General features: G+C 41.5%; 27 protein-coding genes and 2 tRNA genes. All 29 read left to right on the forward strand.

Annotation, left to right across the window (positions count from 1 at the left end):
* Positions 1–24 precede the first annotated feature (24 nt).
* The 29 genes from rlmB (at position 25) to secY (ending at position 15,568) form a co-directional block, all read left to right on the forward strand.
* Complete coding sequence (rlmB, locus tag ACWI_RS02835; RefSeq protein ID WP_070369926.1) at positions 25–1,011, forward strand: 23S rRNA (guanosine(2251)-2'-O)-methyltransferase RlmB; 987 nt, start codon at positions 25–27, stop codon at positions 1,009–1,011.
* Entirely contained in the window at positions 1,008–1,520 is a 513-nt protein-coding gene (locus ACWI_RS02840) for an NYN domain-containing protein (protein WP_070369927.1), read from the forward strand. The genes rlmB and ACWI_RS02840 overlap by 4 nt, the downstream gene beginning before the upstream one ends.
* A gap of 12 nt (positions 1,521–1,532) precedes the next feature.
* Positions 1,533–2,141 (forward strand): RNA polymerase sporulation sigma factor SigH, encoded by a 609-nt coding sequence (gene sigH, locus ACWI_RS02845; protein WP_070369928.1) that lies wholly within the window; start codon positions 1,533–1,535, stop codon positions 2,139–2,141.
* Positions 2,142–2,202: 61 nt separating this feature from the next.
* Positions 2,203–2,287, forward strand: a tRNA-Tyr gene (locus tag ACWI_RS02850).
* Between the two features lie 11 nt (positions 2,288–2,298).
* Positions 2,299–2,374, forward strand: a tRNA-Thr gene (locus ACWI_RS02855).
* 70 nt (positions 2,375–2,444) lie between these two features.
* A complete protein-coding gene (tuf, locus tag ACWI_RS02860; RefSeq protein ID WP_070369929.1) occupies positions 2,445–3,638 on the forward strand; it encodes an elongation factor Tu in 1,194 nt (397 codons plus the stop codon).
* 256 nt (positions 3,639–3,894) lie between these two features.
* Positions 3,895–4,776 (forward strand): DegV family protein, encoded by an 882-nt coding sequence (locus ACWI_RS02865; protein WP_084633459.1) that lies wholly within the window; start codon positions 3,895–3,897, stop codon positions 4,774–4,776.
* A 290-nt stretch (positions 4,777–5,066) separates the two neighbouring features.
* Positions 5,067–5,375 carry a 30S ribosomal protein S10 gene (gene rpsJ / locus ACWI_RS02870; protein ID WP_014357213.1) on the forward strand — a complete coding sequence of 103 codons (309 nt, stop codon included), beginning with the start codon at positions 5,067–5,069 and terminating at the stop codon, positions 5,373–5,375.
* 54 nt (positions 5,376–5,429) lie between these two features.
* A complete protein-coding gene (gene rplC, locus ACWI_RS02875) occupies positions 5,430–6,059 on the forward strand; it encodes a 50S ribosomal protein L3 (protein WP_070369931.1) in 630 nt (209 codons plus the stop codon).
* A gap of 29 nt (positions 6,060–6,088) precedes the next feature.
* On the forward strand, positions 6,089–6,709 hold the full coding sequence (gene rplD, locus ACWI_RS02880; RefSeq protein WP_070369932.1) for a 50S ribosomal protein L4: 621 nt from the start codon (positions 6,089–6,091) through the stop codon (positions 6,707–6,709).
* Complete coding sequence (gene rplW / locus ACWI_RS02885; protein ID WP_026393635.1) at positions 6,709–6,999, forward strand: 50S ribosomal protein L23; 291 nt, start codon at positions 6,709–6,711, stop codon at positions 6,997–6,999. The genes rplD and rplW overlap by 1 nt, the downstream gene beginning before the upstream one ends.
* 55 nt (positions 7,000–7,054) lie before the next feature.
* Complete coding sequence (gene rplB, locus ACWI_RS02890; protein WP_070369933.1) at positions 7,055–7,888, forward strand: 50S ribosomal protein L2; 834 nt, start codon at positions 7,055–7,057, stop codon at positions 7,886–7,888.
* Between the two features lie 43 nt (positions 7,889–7,931).
* Positions 7,932–8,210 carry a 30S ribosomal protein S19 gene (rpsS, locus tag ACWI_RS02895; protein WP_070369934.1) on the forward strand — a complete coding sequence of 93 codons (279 nt, stop codon included), beginning with the start codon at positions 7,932–7,934 and terminating at the stop codon, positions 8,208–8,210.
* Positions 8,211–8,228: 18 nt separating this feature from the next.
* Entirely contained in the window at positions 8,229–8,564 is a 336-nt protein-coding gene (rplV, locus tag ACWI_RS02900; protein WP_041669084.1) for a 50S ribosomal protein L22, read from the forward strand.
* Between the two features lie 11 nt (positions 8,565–8,575).
* Entirely contained in the window at positions 8,576–9,301 is a 726-nt protein-coding gene (gene rpsC / locus ACWI_RS02905; protein WP_070369935.1) for a 30S ribosomal protein S3, read from the forward strand.
* Between the two features lie 18 nt (positions 9,302–9,319).
* Positions 9,320–9,760 (forward strand): 50S ribosomal protein L16, encoded by a 441-nt coding sequence (rplP, locus tag ACWI_RS02910; protein ID WP_026393630.1) that lies wholly within the window; start codon positions 9,320–9,322, stop codon positions 9,758–9,760.
* Complete coding sequence (gene rpmC / locus ACWI_RS02915) at positions 9,757–9,960, forward strand: 50S ribosomal protein L29 (protein ID WP_070369936.1); 204 nt, start codon at positions 9,757–9,759, stop codon at positions 9,958–9,960. The genes rplP and rpmC overlap by 4 nt, the downstream gene beginning before the upstream one ends.
* Positions 9,961–9,988: 28 nt before the next feature.
* Complete coding sequence (gene rpsQ, locus ACWI_RS02920) at positions 9,989–10,246, forward strand: 30S ribosomal protein S17 (protein WP_070369937.1); 258 nt, start codon at positions 9,989–9,991, stop codon at positions 10,244–10,246.
* Positions 10,247–10,273: 27 nt separating this feature from the next.
* A complete protein-coding gene (gene rplN / locus ACWI_RS02925; RefSeq protein ID WP_026393627.1) occupies positions 10,274–10,642 on the forward strand; it encodes a 50S ribosomal protein L14 in 369 nt (122 codons plus the stop codon).
* Between the two features lie 14 nt (positions 10,643–10,656).
* Positions 10,657–10,971 (forward strand): 50S ribosomal protein L24, encoded by a 315-nt coding sequence (rplX, locus tag ACWI_RS02930; protein WP_070369938.1) that lies wholly within the window; start codon positions 10,657–10,659, stop codon positions 10,969–10,971.
* Between the two features lie 20 nt (positions 10,972–10,991).
* Entirely contained in the window at positions 10,992–11,534 is a 543-nt protein-coding gene (gene rplE, locus ACWI_RS02935) for a 50S ribosomal protein L5 (protein ID WP_070369939.1), read from the forward strand.
* Between the two features lie 13 nt (positions 11,535–11,547).
* The gene (locus ACWI_RS18375; RefSeq protein WP_084504860.1) at positions 11,548–11,733 is read left to right on the forward strand and encodes a type Z 30S ribosomal protein S14; all 186 of its coding nucleotides are present in this window, start codon (positions 11,548–11,550) and stop codon (positions 11,731–11,733) included.
* Between the two features lie 32 nt (positions 11,734–11,765).
* Positions 11,766–12,164, forward strand: a complete 399-nt coding sequence (gene rpsH, locus ACWI_RS02940; protein ID WP_070369940.1) for a 30S ribosomal protein S8 — start codon at positions 11,766–11,768, stop codon at positions 12,162–12,164.
* A gap of 24 nt (positions 12,165–12,188) precedes the next feature.
* Entirely contained in the window at positions 12,189–12,725 is a 537-nt protein-coding gene (gene rplF, locus ACWI_RS02945) for a 50S ribosomal protein L6 (RefSeq protein ID WP_070369941.1), read from the forward strand.
* 40 nt (positions 12,726–12,765) lie between these two features.
* Positions 12,766–13,134 carry a 50S ribosomal protein L18 gene (gene rplR, locus ACWI_RS02950; RefSeq protein WP_070369942.1) on the forward strand — a complete coding sequence of 123 codons (369 nt, stop codon included), beginning with the start codon at positions 12,766–12,768 and terminating at the stop codon, positions 13,132–13,134.
* Between the two features lie 17 nt (positions 13,135–13,151).
* Entirely contained in the window at positions 13,152–13,658 is a 507-nt protein-coding gene (gene rpsE / locus ACWI_RS02955; RefSeq protein WP_070369943.1) for a 30S ribosomal protein S5, read from the forward strand.
* 11 nt (positions 13,659–13,669) lie between these two features.
* Positions 13,670–13,852: a 50S ribosomal protein L30 gene (gene rpmD, locus ACWI_RS02960; protein WP_070369944.1), complete on the forward strand. Its 183-nt coding sequence runs from the start codon at positions 13,670–13,672 to the stop codon at positions 13,850–13,852.
* 11 nt (positions 13,853–13,863) lie between these two features.
* The gene (rplO, locus tag ACWI_RS02965; protein WP_070369945.1) at positions 13,864–14,307 is read left to right on the forward strand and encodes a 50S ribosomal protein L15; all 444 of its coding nucleotides are present in this window, start codon (positions 13,864–13,866) and stop codon (positions 14,305–14,307) included.
* Position 14,308: 1 nt separating this feature from the next.
* On the forward strand, positions 14,309–15,568 hold the full coding sequence (gene secY / locus ACWI_RS02970) for a preprotein translocase subunit SecY (protein WP_070369946.1): 1,260 nt from the start codon (positions 14,309–14,311) through the stop codon (positions 15,566–15,568).
* Positions 15,569–15,583 lie beyond the last annotated feature (15 nt).

The raw sequence follows: 15,583 nt of genomic DNA on the forward strand, positions 1-15,583 counted from the left end.
TAAAATAAAAGAATAGGTGAAAAGATGAAACGAGTATCAAATAGTCGCTCAAATAGCAGCAAGACCAGTGACAAGCCCCGAGGGAAAAGAAATGACCAGGCGGCAAATGGGGATAAACGGCCCCGCAAGTTTGAAGAACGTGGGGAAAAGGACGATAAAAAACCACGGAAATTTGACAGCAGAGGGCCAAAAGAGGAGCGTGGGCCCCGTCGTTTTGATGACCGGCGACCAGCACGTAAGTTTGATGGACATAACCGGGACGATGATGGCGTAACCGCAGAAACCTTTATTGTTGTCGGGAAAAATCCGGTGATGGAAGCACTTCGTTCCGGTCAGGAGATCGATAAATTATTGATTTTAAAAGACAACACCGATCATGTTCTTAAAAAGATTACCGATGCAGCGAAAAAACAGAATATCATTATTCATTCGGTCGAAAAAGCCAGACTGGAGTATCTGGCTGATGGTCAGGTACATCAGGGGATTGTGGCGTTGATGGCGCCATTTCCCTATAGTAATCTTCAGGATATCTTAAATCATGCCAAAAGCAAGGGTCGAGACCCCTTTATCGTTATTCTCGATCATCTGACGGATCCCCATAACTTGGGGGCGATAATACGGAGTGCCAATATTTGTGGGGCTGACGGCGTCATCATTCCCAATCGCCGCTCGGCTTCGCTAACAGCGGTTTCGGTAAAGGCTTCATCTGGAGCAGTATCCCATACCCCGATTGTTAAGGTGACAAATTTAAGTCAGACAATTGATGACCTTAAGAAAAAAGGGTTCTGGATCATGTCGACGGATATGAAAGGGAATCCCTATTATAAAGCCGATTACAAGGGGTCATTGGCCATTGTTATTGGTAACGAGGGGAGTGGAATCAGCGAGAAGATCAAAAAGCAATGCGATTTTTCAGTATCGATTCCCGTACATGGCGAGATTGAATCCTTTAATGCATCAGCAGCAGCAGCGATCATTTTTGCAGAGGCTGCCAAACAGCGATTTCAATGAAAACCATATTAATTGTGGATGGTTATAATGTCATTCATGGTTCAGATGATTTAAAACGTCTTTCAGAAATTCAGTTGGAAGAAGCCAGGCTAAAGTTGATCGATGATTTAAATGGCTACAGCGGATTTAAAGGATGGGAAACCATCCTTGTTTTCGATGCCTATCAGCAACAATCATTGGAAAAACGGGAAGAAGTCCATGGCCGGATCAAAGTAGTGTTTACCGAAAAGAATAAAACCGCCGACAGCTATATTGAAAAGCTTGTCTATAGCCTCCCGAAAGCTTATAACGTTCGGGTGGTAACGTCAGATTTTACCCTTCAGCAAATGGTCATGGCCAACGGCGCCGAGCGGGTTCCAGTGCGGGAGTTGATCCAGGATATGGAAGCGTCGTTGAAGAATTTTCGGGATGATAAGAGAAAAAGCGTCCCGAAACAGGGTCTTAAGCTCAGTGATTTTTTGGATGAAGAAACCCTGGATCAATTTAACAAAATGCGTGTTAAAGAATAATGTGAGGAAAAGATGGTTAAGCTAAGCAATGATAAACTAGCGGAATCGGAAATCGTCAGGCGTGCCCAGCAGGGGGACAAAGAGGCAGAGGAGTATCTTCTGGAAAAATATCGAAAAAATGTCCTGATCCGAGCCCGTTCTTATTATCTGGTTGGCGGGGATCATGAGGATTTGATTCAGGAAGGGATGATTGGGTTACTAAAGGCTATATGGGACTTTCGCCCTGATCGGGAGACACAATTTGCAACTTTTGCCAATCTTTGTATCGAACGCCAAATTCAAACAGCGATCAGCTCGGCGAATCGTCAGAAACATATGCCACTTAACAATTCGGTATCAATTTATGCGGCTGTTTCGGAAGAAGACCCTGGAAATACGATTTTTGACCGATTGGCAGCTAAAAAAAGTGTGGAGCCGGGAGTAAAATTAATTAAAGAAGAAGAATTGGAACAGCTGATGATTGATGTTAAACGGGAATTGTCCAGCTTTGAGAAAAAAGTTCTGGCACTTTATATCCAGGGGGCCTCCTATTATGAGATTTCCAGAATATTAGCGTGTGGAAATAAATCGGTGGACAATGCCTTGCAGCGCATTCGAAAAAAAATCGGTAAAAAGATTTAAAAAACAGTTGACAAAAATGGCAAAACAAACTATTATAGAGAAGCTGAATTAATAAGCACGTGGGAGAATGCCCGAGTGGCTAAAGGGGGCGGACTGTAAATCCGTTGACGACGTCTACGATGGTTCGAATCCATCTTCTCCCACCACTTTATTATAAGCCCTCATAGCTCAGTAGGTAGAGCACCACCATGGTAAGGTGGGGGTCTCCGGTTCAAATCCGGATGAGGGCTCCATTTTTATATCATAAATTAAATTTGACATAGTGGTTAAACGATAATATTTAGATTTATAAGGAGAATACAAATGGCAAAGTCAAAATTTGAAAGAAATAAGCCCCACGTAAATGTTGGAACAATTGGTCACGTTGACCACGGTAAAACGACATTAACAGCGGCCATCACATCTGTATTAAACAAACGTTTTGGAACCGGTGAAGCCGTAGCATTCGAAAACATCGATAAAGCCCCAGAAGAAAGAGAACGTGGAATCACTATTTCCACCGCTCACGTTGAATATGAAACAGCGAACCGTCATTACGCCCACGTTGACTGCCCAGGCCATGCCGATTATGTTAAGAACATGATCACTGGTGCTGCCCAAATGGATGGTGCCATCCTGGTTGTTAGTGCGGCTGATGGTCCAATGCCACAGACCCGTGAACATATCCTGTTAAGCCGTCAGGTAGGCGTGCCTTATATCGTTGTTTTCTTAAACAAAGTTGATATGGTCGATGACGAAGAATTACTGGAATTAGTTGAAATGGAAGTTCGCGAACTGCTTGACGAATACGAATTCCCAGGTGATGATACCCCAATCATTCCCGGATCGGCATTACGTGCCTTAGAAGATCCAGACGGCGAATGGGGCGACAAAATTGTTGAACTGATGACTGCTGTTGACAACTGGATTCCAGATCCAGAACGTGATACCGACAAACCATTCCTGATGCCAGTGGAAGATGTTTTCTCAATCACTGGTCGAGGAACTGTTGCAACCGGACGTATCGAACGTGGGGTTGTTAAAGTTGGTGAAGAAGTCGAAATCGTTGGTATCCACGACAGCCGAAAAACCGTTGTAACCGGAATCGAAATGTTCCGTAAATTACTGGACGAAGGTCGTTCTGGCGACAACGTTGGTGCATTACTGCGTGGTGTTGACCGTACTCAGATCGAACGTGGTCAGGTACTGGCTAAACCAGGCTCCATCAAACCACATACCCACTACATGTCAGAAGTCTATGTCTTAACCAAAGAAGAAGGTGGACGTCATACCCCATTCTTCGATGGCTACCGTCCACAGTTCTACTTCAGAACAACCGACGTTACTGGTATCATCAAATTACCAGAAGGCGTTGAAATGGTAATGCCTGGCGATAACGTACAAATGGAAATCACTCTGATCACTCCAATTGCGATCGAAGAAGGTTTACGTTTTGCGATTCGTGAAGGTGGCCGTACTGTTGGTTCTGGTGTTGTTGCCAAAATGCTGGAAGACTAATAGCCTAAAAACAGAGCAAATACAGATTTTTAAAGAAATGTCCGTTTGGATATGATTCTTGAAAAATCAGTAACCCATATAAAAAATAATCTATATAAAAATTCAACCGTCCTTTTCAGGGCGGTTTTTTTATTTGGATATTGTTAAAATTATAAGTTAGTGATAAAATAATGACTTAAACAAAATAATAAATTAATAGCAATAAGTAGCATCGATAAGTTGAAAATTGCTGGCAGCAATTGGAAAGAAGTGAAAAATGATAAGACTCTTAGTGGACAGTATGTGCGATCTGCCAAAAGATTTTGTAAATCATCCCAACTTGGATATGGTTTCGTTAAATGTAATTATTGAAGGCGTGGCTTATCGGGATAAACGGGAAATTGATTTGGATGGCATGAACAAATTTATGGCCCGGGGAATCGTGCCAACCACATCCCAGGTGAATCCGGGGGACTTCCTGGAATACTTTGAAGATTGTGCTAAGAATAATGTGGAATGTCTGTATCTGGCTTTTACCTCTAAACTATCGGGGAGTTATGAGACGTCGCGTCTTATTCTAAAAGAAGTGAAGGAAAAATATCCCGCTTTCAACTGTCAAATTGTTGACAGTCTCCACAGTGGCGGAAGCATTGGCCTGATTGCGGTGGAGTTGTTGAAATTGATCGACCAGGGCAAAGATCTGGACTATCTGGCAGATGCGGCAAAAAAAATGATTCCGCATGCGCATTTCTATTTTAGCATTGAAGATCTTAACTGGCTTTATATGGGCGGGCGGGTATCCAAGGGTACGGCTGTCGTTGGGGGGTTCCTGAAAATTCATCCGATCGTTTCAGTGGAAGAAGGGGAATTGAAGATCATTGGCAAATCCCGGGGGCCTAAGAAAGCGCAAAAGACAATTATTGATAAAACGGCTGAAAACATTGCTGGTTATCTGGATCAACACGTTGGCATTGCATTTAATGGCTCGATGAAGCCGGTGGAGGAGTACGATGCAGCGCTTCGTTTAATGGGTGTTAAACATATTGAACCAGTCCCGATCGGATGTGTGTTGGCTGCTCATTTGGGACTTCAGGGGACAGGGATTTATTTTTTTGACACGGCGCCGGAGACGATTTTGGAGCAAACGAAAAATAATTGAAAAATCTTGTAAAATATGAAAAAACGCTTGCCAAAGGCGTTTTTTTCTTGTATAATGTGAAAGGTTGACACTCTGCGATGAAGTGAGAGGTTGCTGTCGCCTTAGGCAGGTTTTTCCCATGGAGTATGTCACGATCTTAGAATCGGACGACAACCACTTAAATCATCTGATTTTTGCAAAATGATCCGTCATTTTGCTAAAAAAATAATGATGAAACACCCGGATGGGTTGACGAGTGGTTGGAGTACCTAAATGACGAGTAAAAATTGATAAGGAGGTAAAATTTAGGTATGGCAAAACAAAAAATTAGAATCAGATTAAAAGCGTTTGATCACAAACTGTTGGATCAATCCGCTGAACGAATTGTGGAAACAGCAAAGAGAACAGGTGCGAGCGTTTCTGGCCCGGTGCCACTGCCAACAGACAAAGAAATCATTACAATTCTGCGAGCAGTACACAAGTATAAGGATTCCAGAGAGCAATTTGAAATGCGTACTCACAAACGGTTGATTGACATTTTAAACCCAACACCAAAAACCGTAGACGCATTAATGCGATTGAACTTACCAGCAGGCGTTGATATAGAAATCAAACTATAAGCCCCAATTGGTATTATGATTGCAAAGCAATCCAATGATATTTAGGAGGAAATGATGAAAAAAGCGATTATCGGACGAAAAATTGGAATGACCCAGATTTTCACAGAAAATGGAACAGTAATTCCAGTAACAGTAGTTGAAGCAGGGCCCTGCGTTGTGCTTCAAAAGAAAACCATCGAAACTGACGGATATGAAGCAGTGCAATTAGCATTTGGCGAAGTGAAAGAACGACGCATGACAAAACCGCTAAAAGGTCACTATGACAAAAACAGTATCGAGTATAAAAAAGTAATCCGGGAATTCAAACTTGACGATTATGCAAGTTATGAAACCGGTCAATTAATTCAGGCTGATGTGTTTGAAGCTGGCGAACGTGTGGATATTTCAGGGACTTCAAAAGGTAAGGGATTCCAGGGGGTTATTAAACGACATAACCAATCCCGGGGACCAATGGCCCATGGTTCTAAGTATCACCGTAGCCCAGGTTCCATGGGAGCATCTTCTTCGCCTTCACGAGTATTCAAAGGCAAGAAGCTTCCAGGCCAGATGGGGAACAAAAATGTAACTGCAGTTAATTTGGAAGTTGTTAAAGTCGATGCTGAAAACAATGTGCTCTTAATCAAGGGTGCGGTACCAGGCATTAGAGGAGCACTTATTACAATTAAAAGCAGTGTTAAAGCATAAAAAAATCAAGCCTGAAAGGAGGAAATCAAATGCCTAAAATTGACGTTTTAGATGTAAAAGGAAATGTTGTTGGTGATGTCGAATTAAGCGAAGGAATCTTCGGAATCGAACCCAACGAACATGTAGTACATGAAGTAGTGGTCGCACTGCTTGCAAATAGACGACAGGGAACACGTTCCGCCTTGACTCGATCAGAAGTCCGTGGCGGTGGTCGAAAACCCTGGAGACAAAAAGGAACAGGCCGGGCTCGAGCCGGTACCATCCGATCTCCATTGTGGAAGGGTGGCGGTGTGATCTTTGCACCAAAATCAAGAGATTACAGCAAAAAGGTTAACAAGAAAGTTAAAGCTTTAGCAATGAAATCTGTTTTCTCGGCAAAGGCTCAGGACAACGAACTGCGGGTTCTGAATCAATTGGTGATGGATGCTCCAAAAACCAAAGAAATGGTAGCGGTGCTGAACAATATCAACGCTCAAAAAGCCTTGATTGTACTGCCGGAAAACAACGAAGCGATTATCCGCTCCGCAAACAATATTCCTAAAGTTGCAACAACGACAGTCAGTGAATTAAACGTATATGATATGTTGAAATATGACGTGTTGATCATGACTCAGGAAGCATTACAAAAAATTGAGGAGGTATACGCATAATGAAAAATCCTCGCGATATTATTATCAAGCCAATTATTACCGAACGTAGTATGGCCGATGCCGAAGAAAAAAAATTCACATTTAAAGTGGATAAAAGAGCGAATAAAATTGAAATCAAGAATGCAGTAGAAGTCATATTTGGTGTGCAAGTTGAAAAAGTAAGCACCATGAACATGAAGGGAAAACTGAAAAGAACCGGACGTTTCGTTGGTCGAAGATCAGATTGGAAAAAAGCAATCGTGAAATTGACACCCGGAAGTAAGGGTATCCAATTCTTCGAAGGCGTATAAGCAAACAAACGAGACTACAACCCGAGAAGCATACAAAAAAAGGAGGTAGCGATTAATGGGTATTAGAAAGTATAAACCAACGTCCCCAGGACGTAGAAATATGAGTGTCAATACATTCGAGGAAATTACCAAGCACGAGCCTGAGAAATCCTTATTGAAGCCACTTAAAAAACATGCTGGTCGTAATGCATATGGACGCATTACTGTTAGACATCATGGTGGTGGAGCGAAACGAAAATACAGAATTATTGACTTCAAACGAAATAAAGACAATATTCCCGGAAAAATTGCCGGAATTGAATATGATCCAAACAGAAGTTCAAATATAGCACTGGTTCACTATGCAGATGGTGAAAAACGTTATATTATTGCGCCACTTAAGTTAAAGGTTGGAGATGTTATTTTCTCTGGACCGGAATCAGATATTACCATTGGTAACTGTCTGCCACTCAAAAACATTCCCGTTGGTACAACGGTTCACTGTGTTGAGTTAAAAACTGGAAAAGGCGCTCAAATGGTGCGTTCTGCCGGTGCCAGCGCTCAGCTGATGGCGAAAGAAGGAAACTACGCAACATTGCGATTGCCTTCAGGCGAAATGCGACTGGTTCGAATTGAATGTCGAGCTACCATTGGTCAAGTTGGAAATCTGGATCATCAGAATGTCCGGATTGGTAAAGCGGGTCGTACCCGACACATGGGGATCCGCCCAACCGTTCGTGGTTCGGTAATGAATCCCAATGACCATCCACACGGTGGTGGTGAAGGACGTGCCCCGATTGGACGTTCTGGCCCAGTTACACCATGGGGTAAACCAGCACTTGGTTATAAAACACGTAAGAAAAACAAGCCTTCCGATAAATATATCGTAAGAGCCCGAAACAAAAAATAAGCACTCAACCATATAAGATAACGAACCGAGAGGAGGTTGAATAATGGGTAGATCACTTAAAAAAGGACCTTATGTTGACGAAAAGTTACTTAAACGTATCGAAGCAATGAACGAAAAAGGTGAAAAGAACGTGCTGAAGACCTGGTCAAGAAGCTCCACACTTTTCCCACAAATGGTAGGACACACCATCGCCGTACATGATGGCAGAAAACATGTTCCAGTTTATGTTACCGAAGATATGGTAGGGCACAAACTTGGAGAGTTTGCACCGACCAGAACCTTTAGAGGTCATGCTGGAGAAAAGAAATCTAAATTAAGATAGCCAGAAGGAGGTATACGAATGGAAGCAAGAGCGACAGCTAAATATGTACGTGTTTCATCCAGAAAGGCTAAGTTAGTGGCTGATTTAATTCGAGGCAAAAGCATTGGAGAAGCATTAAGTATTCTAGCATTAACACCAAATAAAGCAGCGAAAATAATTGACAAAGTTGTAAAATCTGCTTTGGCAAATGCTGAAAATAATTTTAACATGAATCCTGAAAACTTATATATCGATCAGATTTATGCAAATCAGGGTCCAACACTAAAACGATTCAGAGCGGGTGCACAGGGACGTGCAACAATCATTCGAAAAAGATCGTCTCATATTACAGCCGTATTAAAAGAAAAAGAGTAAGGAGGGCATAGATGGGTCAAAAAGTCAATCCTCACGGATTAAGAGTTGGCGTTATTAAGGACTGGAATGCAAAATGGTTTGCGAACAACAAGGATTTTGCAGATTGTTTAATTGAAGACTATGATATTCGTAAATATATAAAAGTAAATCAATACCAGGCGGGCATTTCTAAAATTGTCATCGAACGTTTTGGTAACAAGGTAAAGATTCATATCTATACAGCAAAGCCAGGCATGATCATTGGTCGTGGTGGTGCAGGTATCGATGCGTTGCGTCTTGAACTTGAAAAAATGACCAAGAAAACCGTTTTTATCAACATCGTTGAAGTTAAAAATGTTGATATGGACGCTCAATTAGTGGCCGAAAACATTGCTGCTCAGCTGGAACGACGAATTTCTTTCCGACGGGCAATGAAGCAAACCATGCAACGAACCATGAGAGCTGGCGCTAAGGGTATTAAAACTGCTGTTGCAGGCCGTTTAAACGGTGCTGAAATGGCACGAAACGAACATTATGCCCAGGGTCAGGTTCCCCTTCAAACCCTCCGAGCTGATATTAGCTATGGCTTTGCTGAAGCTGATACCACCTATGGTAAATTAGGTGTAAAAGTTTGGGTCAATAAAGGCGAAATTTTAACTGGACGTGAAGATATTTTAGCCGTCACAGCTGAAGACGACGCAAAAGCTAAAAAAAGCGCACCCCGCCGAAAAGCTCCTACTAACAGGACAGAAAACTAAGAGAGGAGGCCAACGCATATGTTAATGCCTAAACGTGTAAAACGTAGAAAACAACATAGAGGTCGTATGAAAGGAAAAGCGCTTCGTGGTAACAAAATCACTTACGGAGATTTCGCTATTCAAGCATTGGAGCCAGCATGGATTACTGCTAATCAGATCGAAGCTGCCCGTATTGCCATGACCAGATATATTAAAAGAGGTGGCCAGGTTTGGATTAAAATATTCCCAGATAAACCTGTGACACAAAAACCAGCAGAAACTCGAATGGGTTCCGGTAAAGGATCTCCTGAGTATTGGGTTGCAGTGGTAAAACCAGGTAGAGTAATGTTTGAGATTGCCGGAATTTCTGAGGAAGTAGCTCGGGAAGCCATGCGTCTTGCGCAACATAAATTACCAATCAAAACGAAATTTATCACTCGTAAAGATCAGGAAGCACAAGAAGTGGGTGATGAAGCATGAAACCAAGTGAATTAAGAGAATTAACAACGATCGAACTTGAAGCAAAATTGGGTGATCTGAAGGAAGAATTATTCAACCTCAGATTTCAACATGCGACTGGCCAGTTGGAAAACCCCATGCGGATTAAAGAAGTTAAGAAGACTTATGCACGGATCAAAACAATTATCCAAGAACGTGTCATGAAGTCAGATGAAGCATAATAAACCAATAGATAAGGAGGTTTAGCTTATGGAAGAAAGAGGTTACAGAAAAACTCGAATCGGTAAGGTTACCAGCGATAAAATGGATAAAACCATTGTTGTAGCTGTTGAAAGTTTTGTAAAACATCCACTTTACACAAAACGAGTTAAGCACACTGTAAAGTTCAAAGCCCATGACGAACAAAACGAATGTAATATCGGTGATACCGTTAAAATAATGGAAACAAGACCACTCAGCAAAGACAAACGCTGGAGATTAGTAGAAATCGTAGAAAAAGCACTATAAGTCAATGTGCGGAAGGAGGTATTTCGGATGATTCAACAAGAAACGAGACTGAAAGTAGCAGATAATACCGGTGCAAAGGAATTACTGTGCATCCGAGTTCTTGGTGGTTCCGGTCGTCGATATGCAAATATCGGGGACATTATCGTGTGTGCTGTTAAAAGTGCTGCACCCGGTGGCGATGTTAAAAAGGGCGACGTTGTAAAAGCCGTTGTCGTACGAACAAAGAGCGGAATCAGAAGAGACGATGGCAGTTACATCAAATTTGACCAGAATGCAGCGGTTCTAATAAAAGATGATAAAAACCCAAAAGGTACACGTATTTTTGGACCTGTCGCACGAGAATTACGGGACAAGAAATACATGAAAATCGTATCTTTGGCTCCTGAAGTACTTTAAGGAGGAAATGAAAGATGCATGTAAAAAAAGATGATATCGTAATGGTAATTTCCGGTAAGGACAAAGGAAAAAAGGGAAAAGTGATTCAATCTTATCCTAAAGATGGAAAAGTCCTTGTGGAAAATGTGAATATGGTTACTAAACACCAGAAACCAACACAGCAAATGCAACAGGGTGGAATAATCCGTCAGGAAGGGCCAATTCAGGCTTCCAATGTATTAATTTACTGTGCAAAGTGTGATAAAGGCGTTAGAACCGGTCATAAAGTTCTAGGTGACGGAAAAAAAGTCAGATTTTGTAAAAAATGTAATGAAACATTTAATAATTAATTTCGGGAAGGAGGACCAATATGCCCAGATTAAAAGATAAATATCTAACCGAAGTAATTCCAGCATTGATGGAAAAATTTCAATATAAAAACATCATGGAAGTTCCTAAACTCGAAAAAGTTGTGATCAACATGGGTTTGGGAGATTGCAAAGACAATTCCAAAGCTTTAGAAGCCGCCGTGATCGACCTTGGAATTATTGCTGGCCAAAAACCAGTGATCACTAAGGCAAAAAAATCAGTAGCTAACTTTAAAGTCCGAGAAGGCATGAACATTGGAGCGAAAGTAACTCTGCGAAGTGATCGTATGTATGAATTTGCTGATAAGTTATTCAACGTTGCCCTTCCTCGAGTACGTGACTTCAGAGGGTTATCCAATAAATCCTTTGATGGACGTGGTAATTATGCTTTTGGTATCAAAGATCAACTCATTTTTCCTGAAATTGATTATGACAAGGTAGAACAGGTTCGCGGCATGGATATCATGTTTGTCACAACGGCAAAAACAGATGAAGAAGCTCACGAACTGTTAAGACTGCTTGGCATTTCATTCAGTAGAGCATAAGGAGGACGGTACAGTGGCAAAAAAAGCGATGAAGGAAAAGCAACAACGCAAAGCAAAATATTCAACTCAGGCGTATACACGCTGCCGAATTTGTGGTCGACCACATTCTGTATTACAGAAATTTGGCATTTGTCGTATATGTTTCCGAGAATTAGCATATAAAGGCGAAATCCCTGGCGTAAGAAAAGCAAGCTGGTAAAAAATACCAGCAAAGAAAAGGAGGTACCGAGTATGGTTATGACTGATCCTATTGCGGATATGTTAACACGCATCAGAAATGCAAATGATGCAGGTCATAAAACAGTTGAGATGCCTGCTTCAAAAGAGAAAAAAGCAATTGCTCAGATTCTTTTAGAAGAAGGTTATATTAATAAAGTTGATTACATTGCTGATGAAAAGCAAGGTGTCATTAAAATTACTCTCAAATATGGAGAAAACAAAAGTCGTGTCGTTGCAGGCATCAAGAGAATCTCAAAACCTGGTTTAAGAGTATATGCCGGAAAAGACGAAGTGCCAAAGGTATTAAACGGTTTAGGCATTGCCATCGTTTCTACATCTAAAGGCGTAATGACAGATAAAAAAGCAAGAAAAGCCGGCGTTGGCGGCGAAGTGATATGTTACGTTTGGTAACAAATTAAGACAGGAGGTAAAAAGATGTCAAGAGTAGGAAAAGCACCTGTTGCAATCCTCCCAGGAGTCGACATAAAAAAAGACGGTCAAACGTTGACGGTCAAAGGTCCATTAGGACAACTCGTTAGAACGTTTCATCCTGATGTCATCATCGATGTCCAAGATAGCGAAATTGTTGTCACCCGACCATCTGAAAGTAAGCTGCATAAATCGCTTCACGGTTTAACCCGGGCTTTAATTCAAAACATGGTTACTGGTGTCAGCACTGGCTTTACACGAACCCTGGAAATCAGTGGAGTTGGGTATAGAGCAGAGAAAAAAGGAAATAAGCTGGTTATGAATTTAGGTTATTCACATCCCGTTGAGATGGAAGATCCTGAAGGTGTAGAAGCTGTTCCAGAAACCAATACTAAAGTCGTAATTAAAGGCATTAGCAAAGAAGCCGTTGGTGCACATGCCGCCAATATTCGAGCGAAACGCCCACCAGAACCTTACAAAGGTCATGGCGTACGATATTCTGACGAAGTAATAAGACGTAAAGAAGGTAAAACAGGTAAATAACCTGCCAACCCGTCAAAGATGATGAAGGGAGTAAAACTCGATGATTAAGAAACCCATTAAAAATAAAATACGTATTGCTCGTCACTATCGGGTCCGAAACAAGGTTTCTGGAACTGAAATGAGACCACGTTTAAACGTATTTCGAAGTAATAAAAACATTTATGCTCAAATTATAGATGATACCAAAGGTATCACCTTGGTTTCTGCTTCTTCCAATGACTCTGAACTTAAAGGTCAGTTATCAAAAGGTGGAGATAAAGCAGCAGCTAAAGCCGTCGGTCAGGCTATTGCCAAACGTGCACTTGAAAAAGGCATTGAAGCAGTGGTATTTGATCGAGGTGGTTATGTATATCATGGTAGAGTAAAAGAATTGGCTGACGGCGCTCGTGAAGCCGGCCTGAAATTCTAAGTAAAGGAGGTCATTTGATGCAAAACAAAAAAATCGATCCAAGTACATTAGATTTGAAGGAAAAAGTCGTTGCCATCAACCGTGTAACCAAGGTTGTAAAAGGTGGTCGTAACTTCAGATTCAGCTGTCTTGTGATTGTTGGAGACGAAAACGGTCATGTTGGCGTCGGTAAAGGAAAAGCGATGGAAATTCCAGATGCAATTCGTAAAGGTATCGACGCAGCAAAAAAATCATTGATCAAAGTGCCAATGGTTGGAACAACTATTCCTCACTTAGTCAACGGTGAAGCTGGTGCAGGTCATGTATTATTGAAACCTGCTGGAAAAGGTACTGGCGTTATTGCTGGCGGACCCGTCCGTGCAGTACTGGAACTCGCTGGAATCAGAGATATTCGTACTAAATCTTTAGGATCTAATAATGCCCGTAACATGGTTAATGCTACAATGGCAGGCCTTGCAGAACTGACTACTGTTGAAGAAGTAGCAGCAAAACGTGGTAAGAAACCTGAAGAAATTTTAGATTAGGAGGAATCATTATGGCTAAGCAATTAGAAATTACACTAAAGAAAAGTTTGATTGGTCGTAACCCCAAACAACGGGCTACCATTGAAGCTTTAGGCCTCAAGAAAATTGGTCAAACTGTAACACATAATGATACCCCTCAGATTCGTGGCATGATTCATCGAACAGATTTCATGCTCGAAGTAAAAGAAGTATAGGAGGTGTCGAGATGAAGTTACATACTTTAAGTCCAGCCCCAGGTTCAAAAAAGGCACCCAAGCGAAAAGGACGAGGTACAGGTTCTGGTCTTGGAAAAACTGCTGGTCGTGGACAGGATGGACAAAAATCACGTTCCGGCGGTGGCGTACGACCAGGTTTTGAAGGTGGACAGATGCCGCTGGCAAGACGTTTACCAAAACGCGGATTTTCTAACGCACGATTCAAAAAAACATATGCAATTGTTAATGTGGGTGAGCTGAATGCATTTGATGCAAACACAGTGATTACTCCGGAACTATTGATGGAATACGGATTTGTCCGTAAATTAAATGATGGCTTGAAGATCCTTGGAAACGGAGAAGTTGAAAAGGCATTCACCATCAAAGCACATAAAATCAGCAAATCAGCTGAGGAGAAAATTCTCGCTGGAGGAGGAAAGGTAGAGGTGATCTAGTATGGTCTCTACCTTGAAGGATGCTTGGAAAATTCCAGATCTACGACGAAAAATAATATTTACGTTAGCGATGCTGTTTATATATCGTTTGGGATCCTTCATACCGGTTCCCTTCATCGATACCGAACAGCTTAGTCAACTCGTCAACGATAGTGGAATTTTTGGTCTGTTTGATATTATATCCGGTGGTAACTTTGGCAACTTTACGATTTTTGCCATGAGTATCACCCCGTATATTAATGCTTCAATTATCATGAACCTTCTGGCATTTGCAATTCCAGCTTTGGAAGCACTACAAAAAGAAGGCGAAGAAGGAAGAAAAAAACTGGCTCAGTATACGCGTTACCTTACCATTATTCTGGCGCTGATTCAGGCACTGGGAATGAGCTTATCCTTCGGAGACTTGCTAATTGAAAAAACACCATTTACCGTCTTTACGGTTGTATTATGTATTACAGCAGGGACTGCGTTTTTAATGTATCTGGGCGAGCAAATCACTGAAAATGGTATCGGCAACGGTATCTCTTTGATTATCTTTATCAGTATCATTTCCCGTATTCCATCTGCAATCGGCCAAATGTATCAATATCTGACGATTGGAACCTTAAATATCATCACCCTGATTGTTTTTCTGGTTTTCATTGTGGTGGTTATCTTTGGTGTGGTGGCAGTTCAGGAAGGGCAACGACGTATCCCGGTTCAGTATGCAAAACGGGTCGTTGGCCGAAAAATGTACGGCGGACAAACTACCCATATTCCCATGCGTGTGAATATGGCAGGCGTTATTCCGGTAATCTTTGCCAGTTCTTTAACGTTATTCCCAGCGACACTTGCCAGCTTTTTTCCGACATCGGCTTTTGCAAACTTTATTTCAACCTATTTTGCCTGGGGATCCTGGCTCACTAATATTATTTATATCACACTAATAATTGCGTTTACCTATTTTTATACAGCTGTAACATTTAATCCGTTTGATATCGCAGAAAATATCAAGAAACAAGGTGGTTATATTCCTGGGATCAGACCGGGAAAACCAACCGTAGAATACTTGTCGAGAATTATGAACCGATTAACATTATTTGGTGGCGTCTTTTTAGCGATCATTGCTGTTATTCCTATTTTTGTAGGTAATTTTATGGGTGTCAATCTTCAATTCGGCGGAACAAGTTTGCTGATTGTAGTTGGGGTAGCCCTTGAAACGGTTAAGCAGATTGAAGCAGAAATGATGATGAGACACCATCAGGGATTTTTAAAATCTTAAAATGAACTGGAGTTA

It is taken from the genome of Acetobacterium wieringae, from assembly GCF_001766835.1.
In the GTDB taxonomy this organism is placed as follows: Bacteria; Bacillota; Clostridia; order Eubacteriales; family Eubacteriaceae; genus Acetobacterium; species Acetobacterium wieringae.

Bases quoted from the DNA above. Each gene is read 5' to 3' on its own strand.
- rlmB (WP_070369926.1), top strand. From the start codon at position 25: ATGAAACGAGTATCAAATAGTCGCTCAAATAGCAGCAAGACCAGTGAC.
- ACWI_RS02840 (WP_070369927.1), top strand. From the start codon at position 1,008: ATGAAAACCATATTAATTGTGGATGGTTATAATGTCATTCATGGTTCA.
- sigH (WP_070369928.1), top strand. From the start codon at position 1,533: ATGGTTAAGCTAAGCAATGATAAACTAGCGGAATCGGAAATCGTCAGG.
- tuf (WP_070369929.1), top strand. From the start codon at position 2,445: ATGGCAAAGTCAAAATTTGAAAGAAATAAGCCCCACGTAAATGTTGGA.
- ACWI_RS02865 (WP_084633459.1), top strand. From the start codon at position 3,895: ATGATAAGACTCTTAGTGGACAGTATGTGCGATCTGCCAAAAGATTTT.
- rpsJ (WP_014357213.1), top strand. From the start codon at position 5,067: ATGGCAAAACAAAAAATTAGAATCAGATTAAAAGCGTTTGATCACAAA.
- rplC (WP_070369931.1), top strand. From the start codon at position 5,430: ATGAAAAAAGCGATTATCGGACGAAAAATTGGAATGACCCAGATTTTC.
- rplD (WP_070369932.1), top strand. From the start codon at position 6,089: ATGCCTAAAATTGACGTTTTAGATGTAAAAGGAAATGTTGTTGGTGAT.
- rplW (WP_026393635.1), top strand. From the start codon at position 6,709: ATGAAAAATCCTCGCGATATTATTATCAAGCCAATTATTACCGAACGT.
- rplB (WP_070369933.1), top strand. From the start codon at position 7,055: ATGGGTATTAGAAAGTATAAACCAACGTCCCCAGGACGTAGAAATATG.
- rpsS (WP_070369934.1), top strand. From the start codon at position 7,932: ATGGGTAGATCACTTAAAAAAGGACCTTATGTTGACGAAAAGTTACTT.
- rplV (WP_041669084.1), top strand. From the start codon at position 8,229: ATGGAAGCAAGAGCGACAGCTAAATATGTACGTGTTTCATCCAGAAAG.
- rpsC (WP_070369935.1), top strand. From the start codon at position 8,576: ATGGGTCAAAAAGTCAATCCTCACGGATTAAGAGTTGGCGTTATTAAG.
- rplP (WP_026393630.1), top strand. From the start codon at position 9,320: ATGTTAATGCCTAAACGTGTAAAACGTAGAAAACAACATAGAGGTCGT.
- rpmC (WP_070369936.1), top strand. From the start codon at position 9,757: ATGAAACCAAGTGAATTAAGAGAATTAACAACGATCGAACTTGAAGCA.
- rpsQ (WP_070369937.1), top strand. From the start codon at position 9,989: ATGGAAGAAAGAGGTTACAGAAAAACTCGAATCGGTAAGGTTACCAGC.
- rplN (WP_026393627.1), top strand. From the start codon at position 10,274: ATGATTCAACAAGAAACGAGACTGAAAGTAGCAGATAATACCGGTGCA.
- rplX (WP_070369938.1), top strand. From the start codon at position 10,657: ATGCATGTAAAAAAAGATGATATCGTAATGGTAATTTCCGGTAAGGAC.
- rplE (WP_070369939.1), top strand. From the start codon at position 10,992: ATGCCCAGATTAAAAGATAAATATCTAACCGAAGTAATTCCAGCATTG.
- rpsH (WP_070369940.1), top strand. From the start codon at position 11,766: ATGGTTATGACTGATCCTATTGCGGATATGTTAACACGCATCAGAAAT.
- rplF (WP_070369941.1), top strand. From the start codon at position 12,189: ATGTCAAGAGTAGGAAAAGCACCTGTTGCAATCCTCCCAGGAGTCGAC.
- rplR (WP_070369942.1), top strand. From the start codon at position 12,766: ATGATTAAGAAACCCATTAAAAATAAAATACGTATTGCTCGTCACTAT.
- rpsE (WP_070369943.1), top strand. From the start codon at position 13,152: ATGCAAAACAAAAAAATCGATCCAAGTACATTAGATTTGAAGGAAAAA.
- rpmD (WP_070369944.1), top strand. From the start codon at position 13,670: ATGGCTAAGCAATTAGAAATTACACTAAAGAAAAGTTTGATTGGTCGT.
- rplO (WP_070369945.1), top strand. From the start codon at position 13,864: ATGAAGTTACATACTTTAAGTCCAGCCCCAGGTTCAAAAAAGGCACCC.
- secY (WP_070369946.1), top strand. From the start codon at position 14,309: ATGGTCTCTACCTTGAAGGATGCTTGGAAAATTCCAGATCTACGACGA.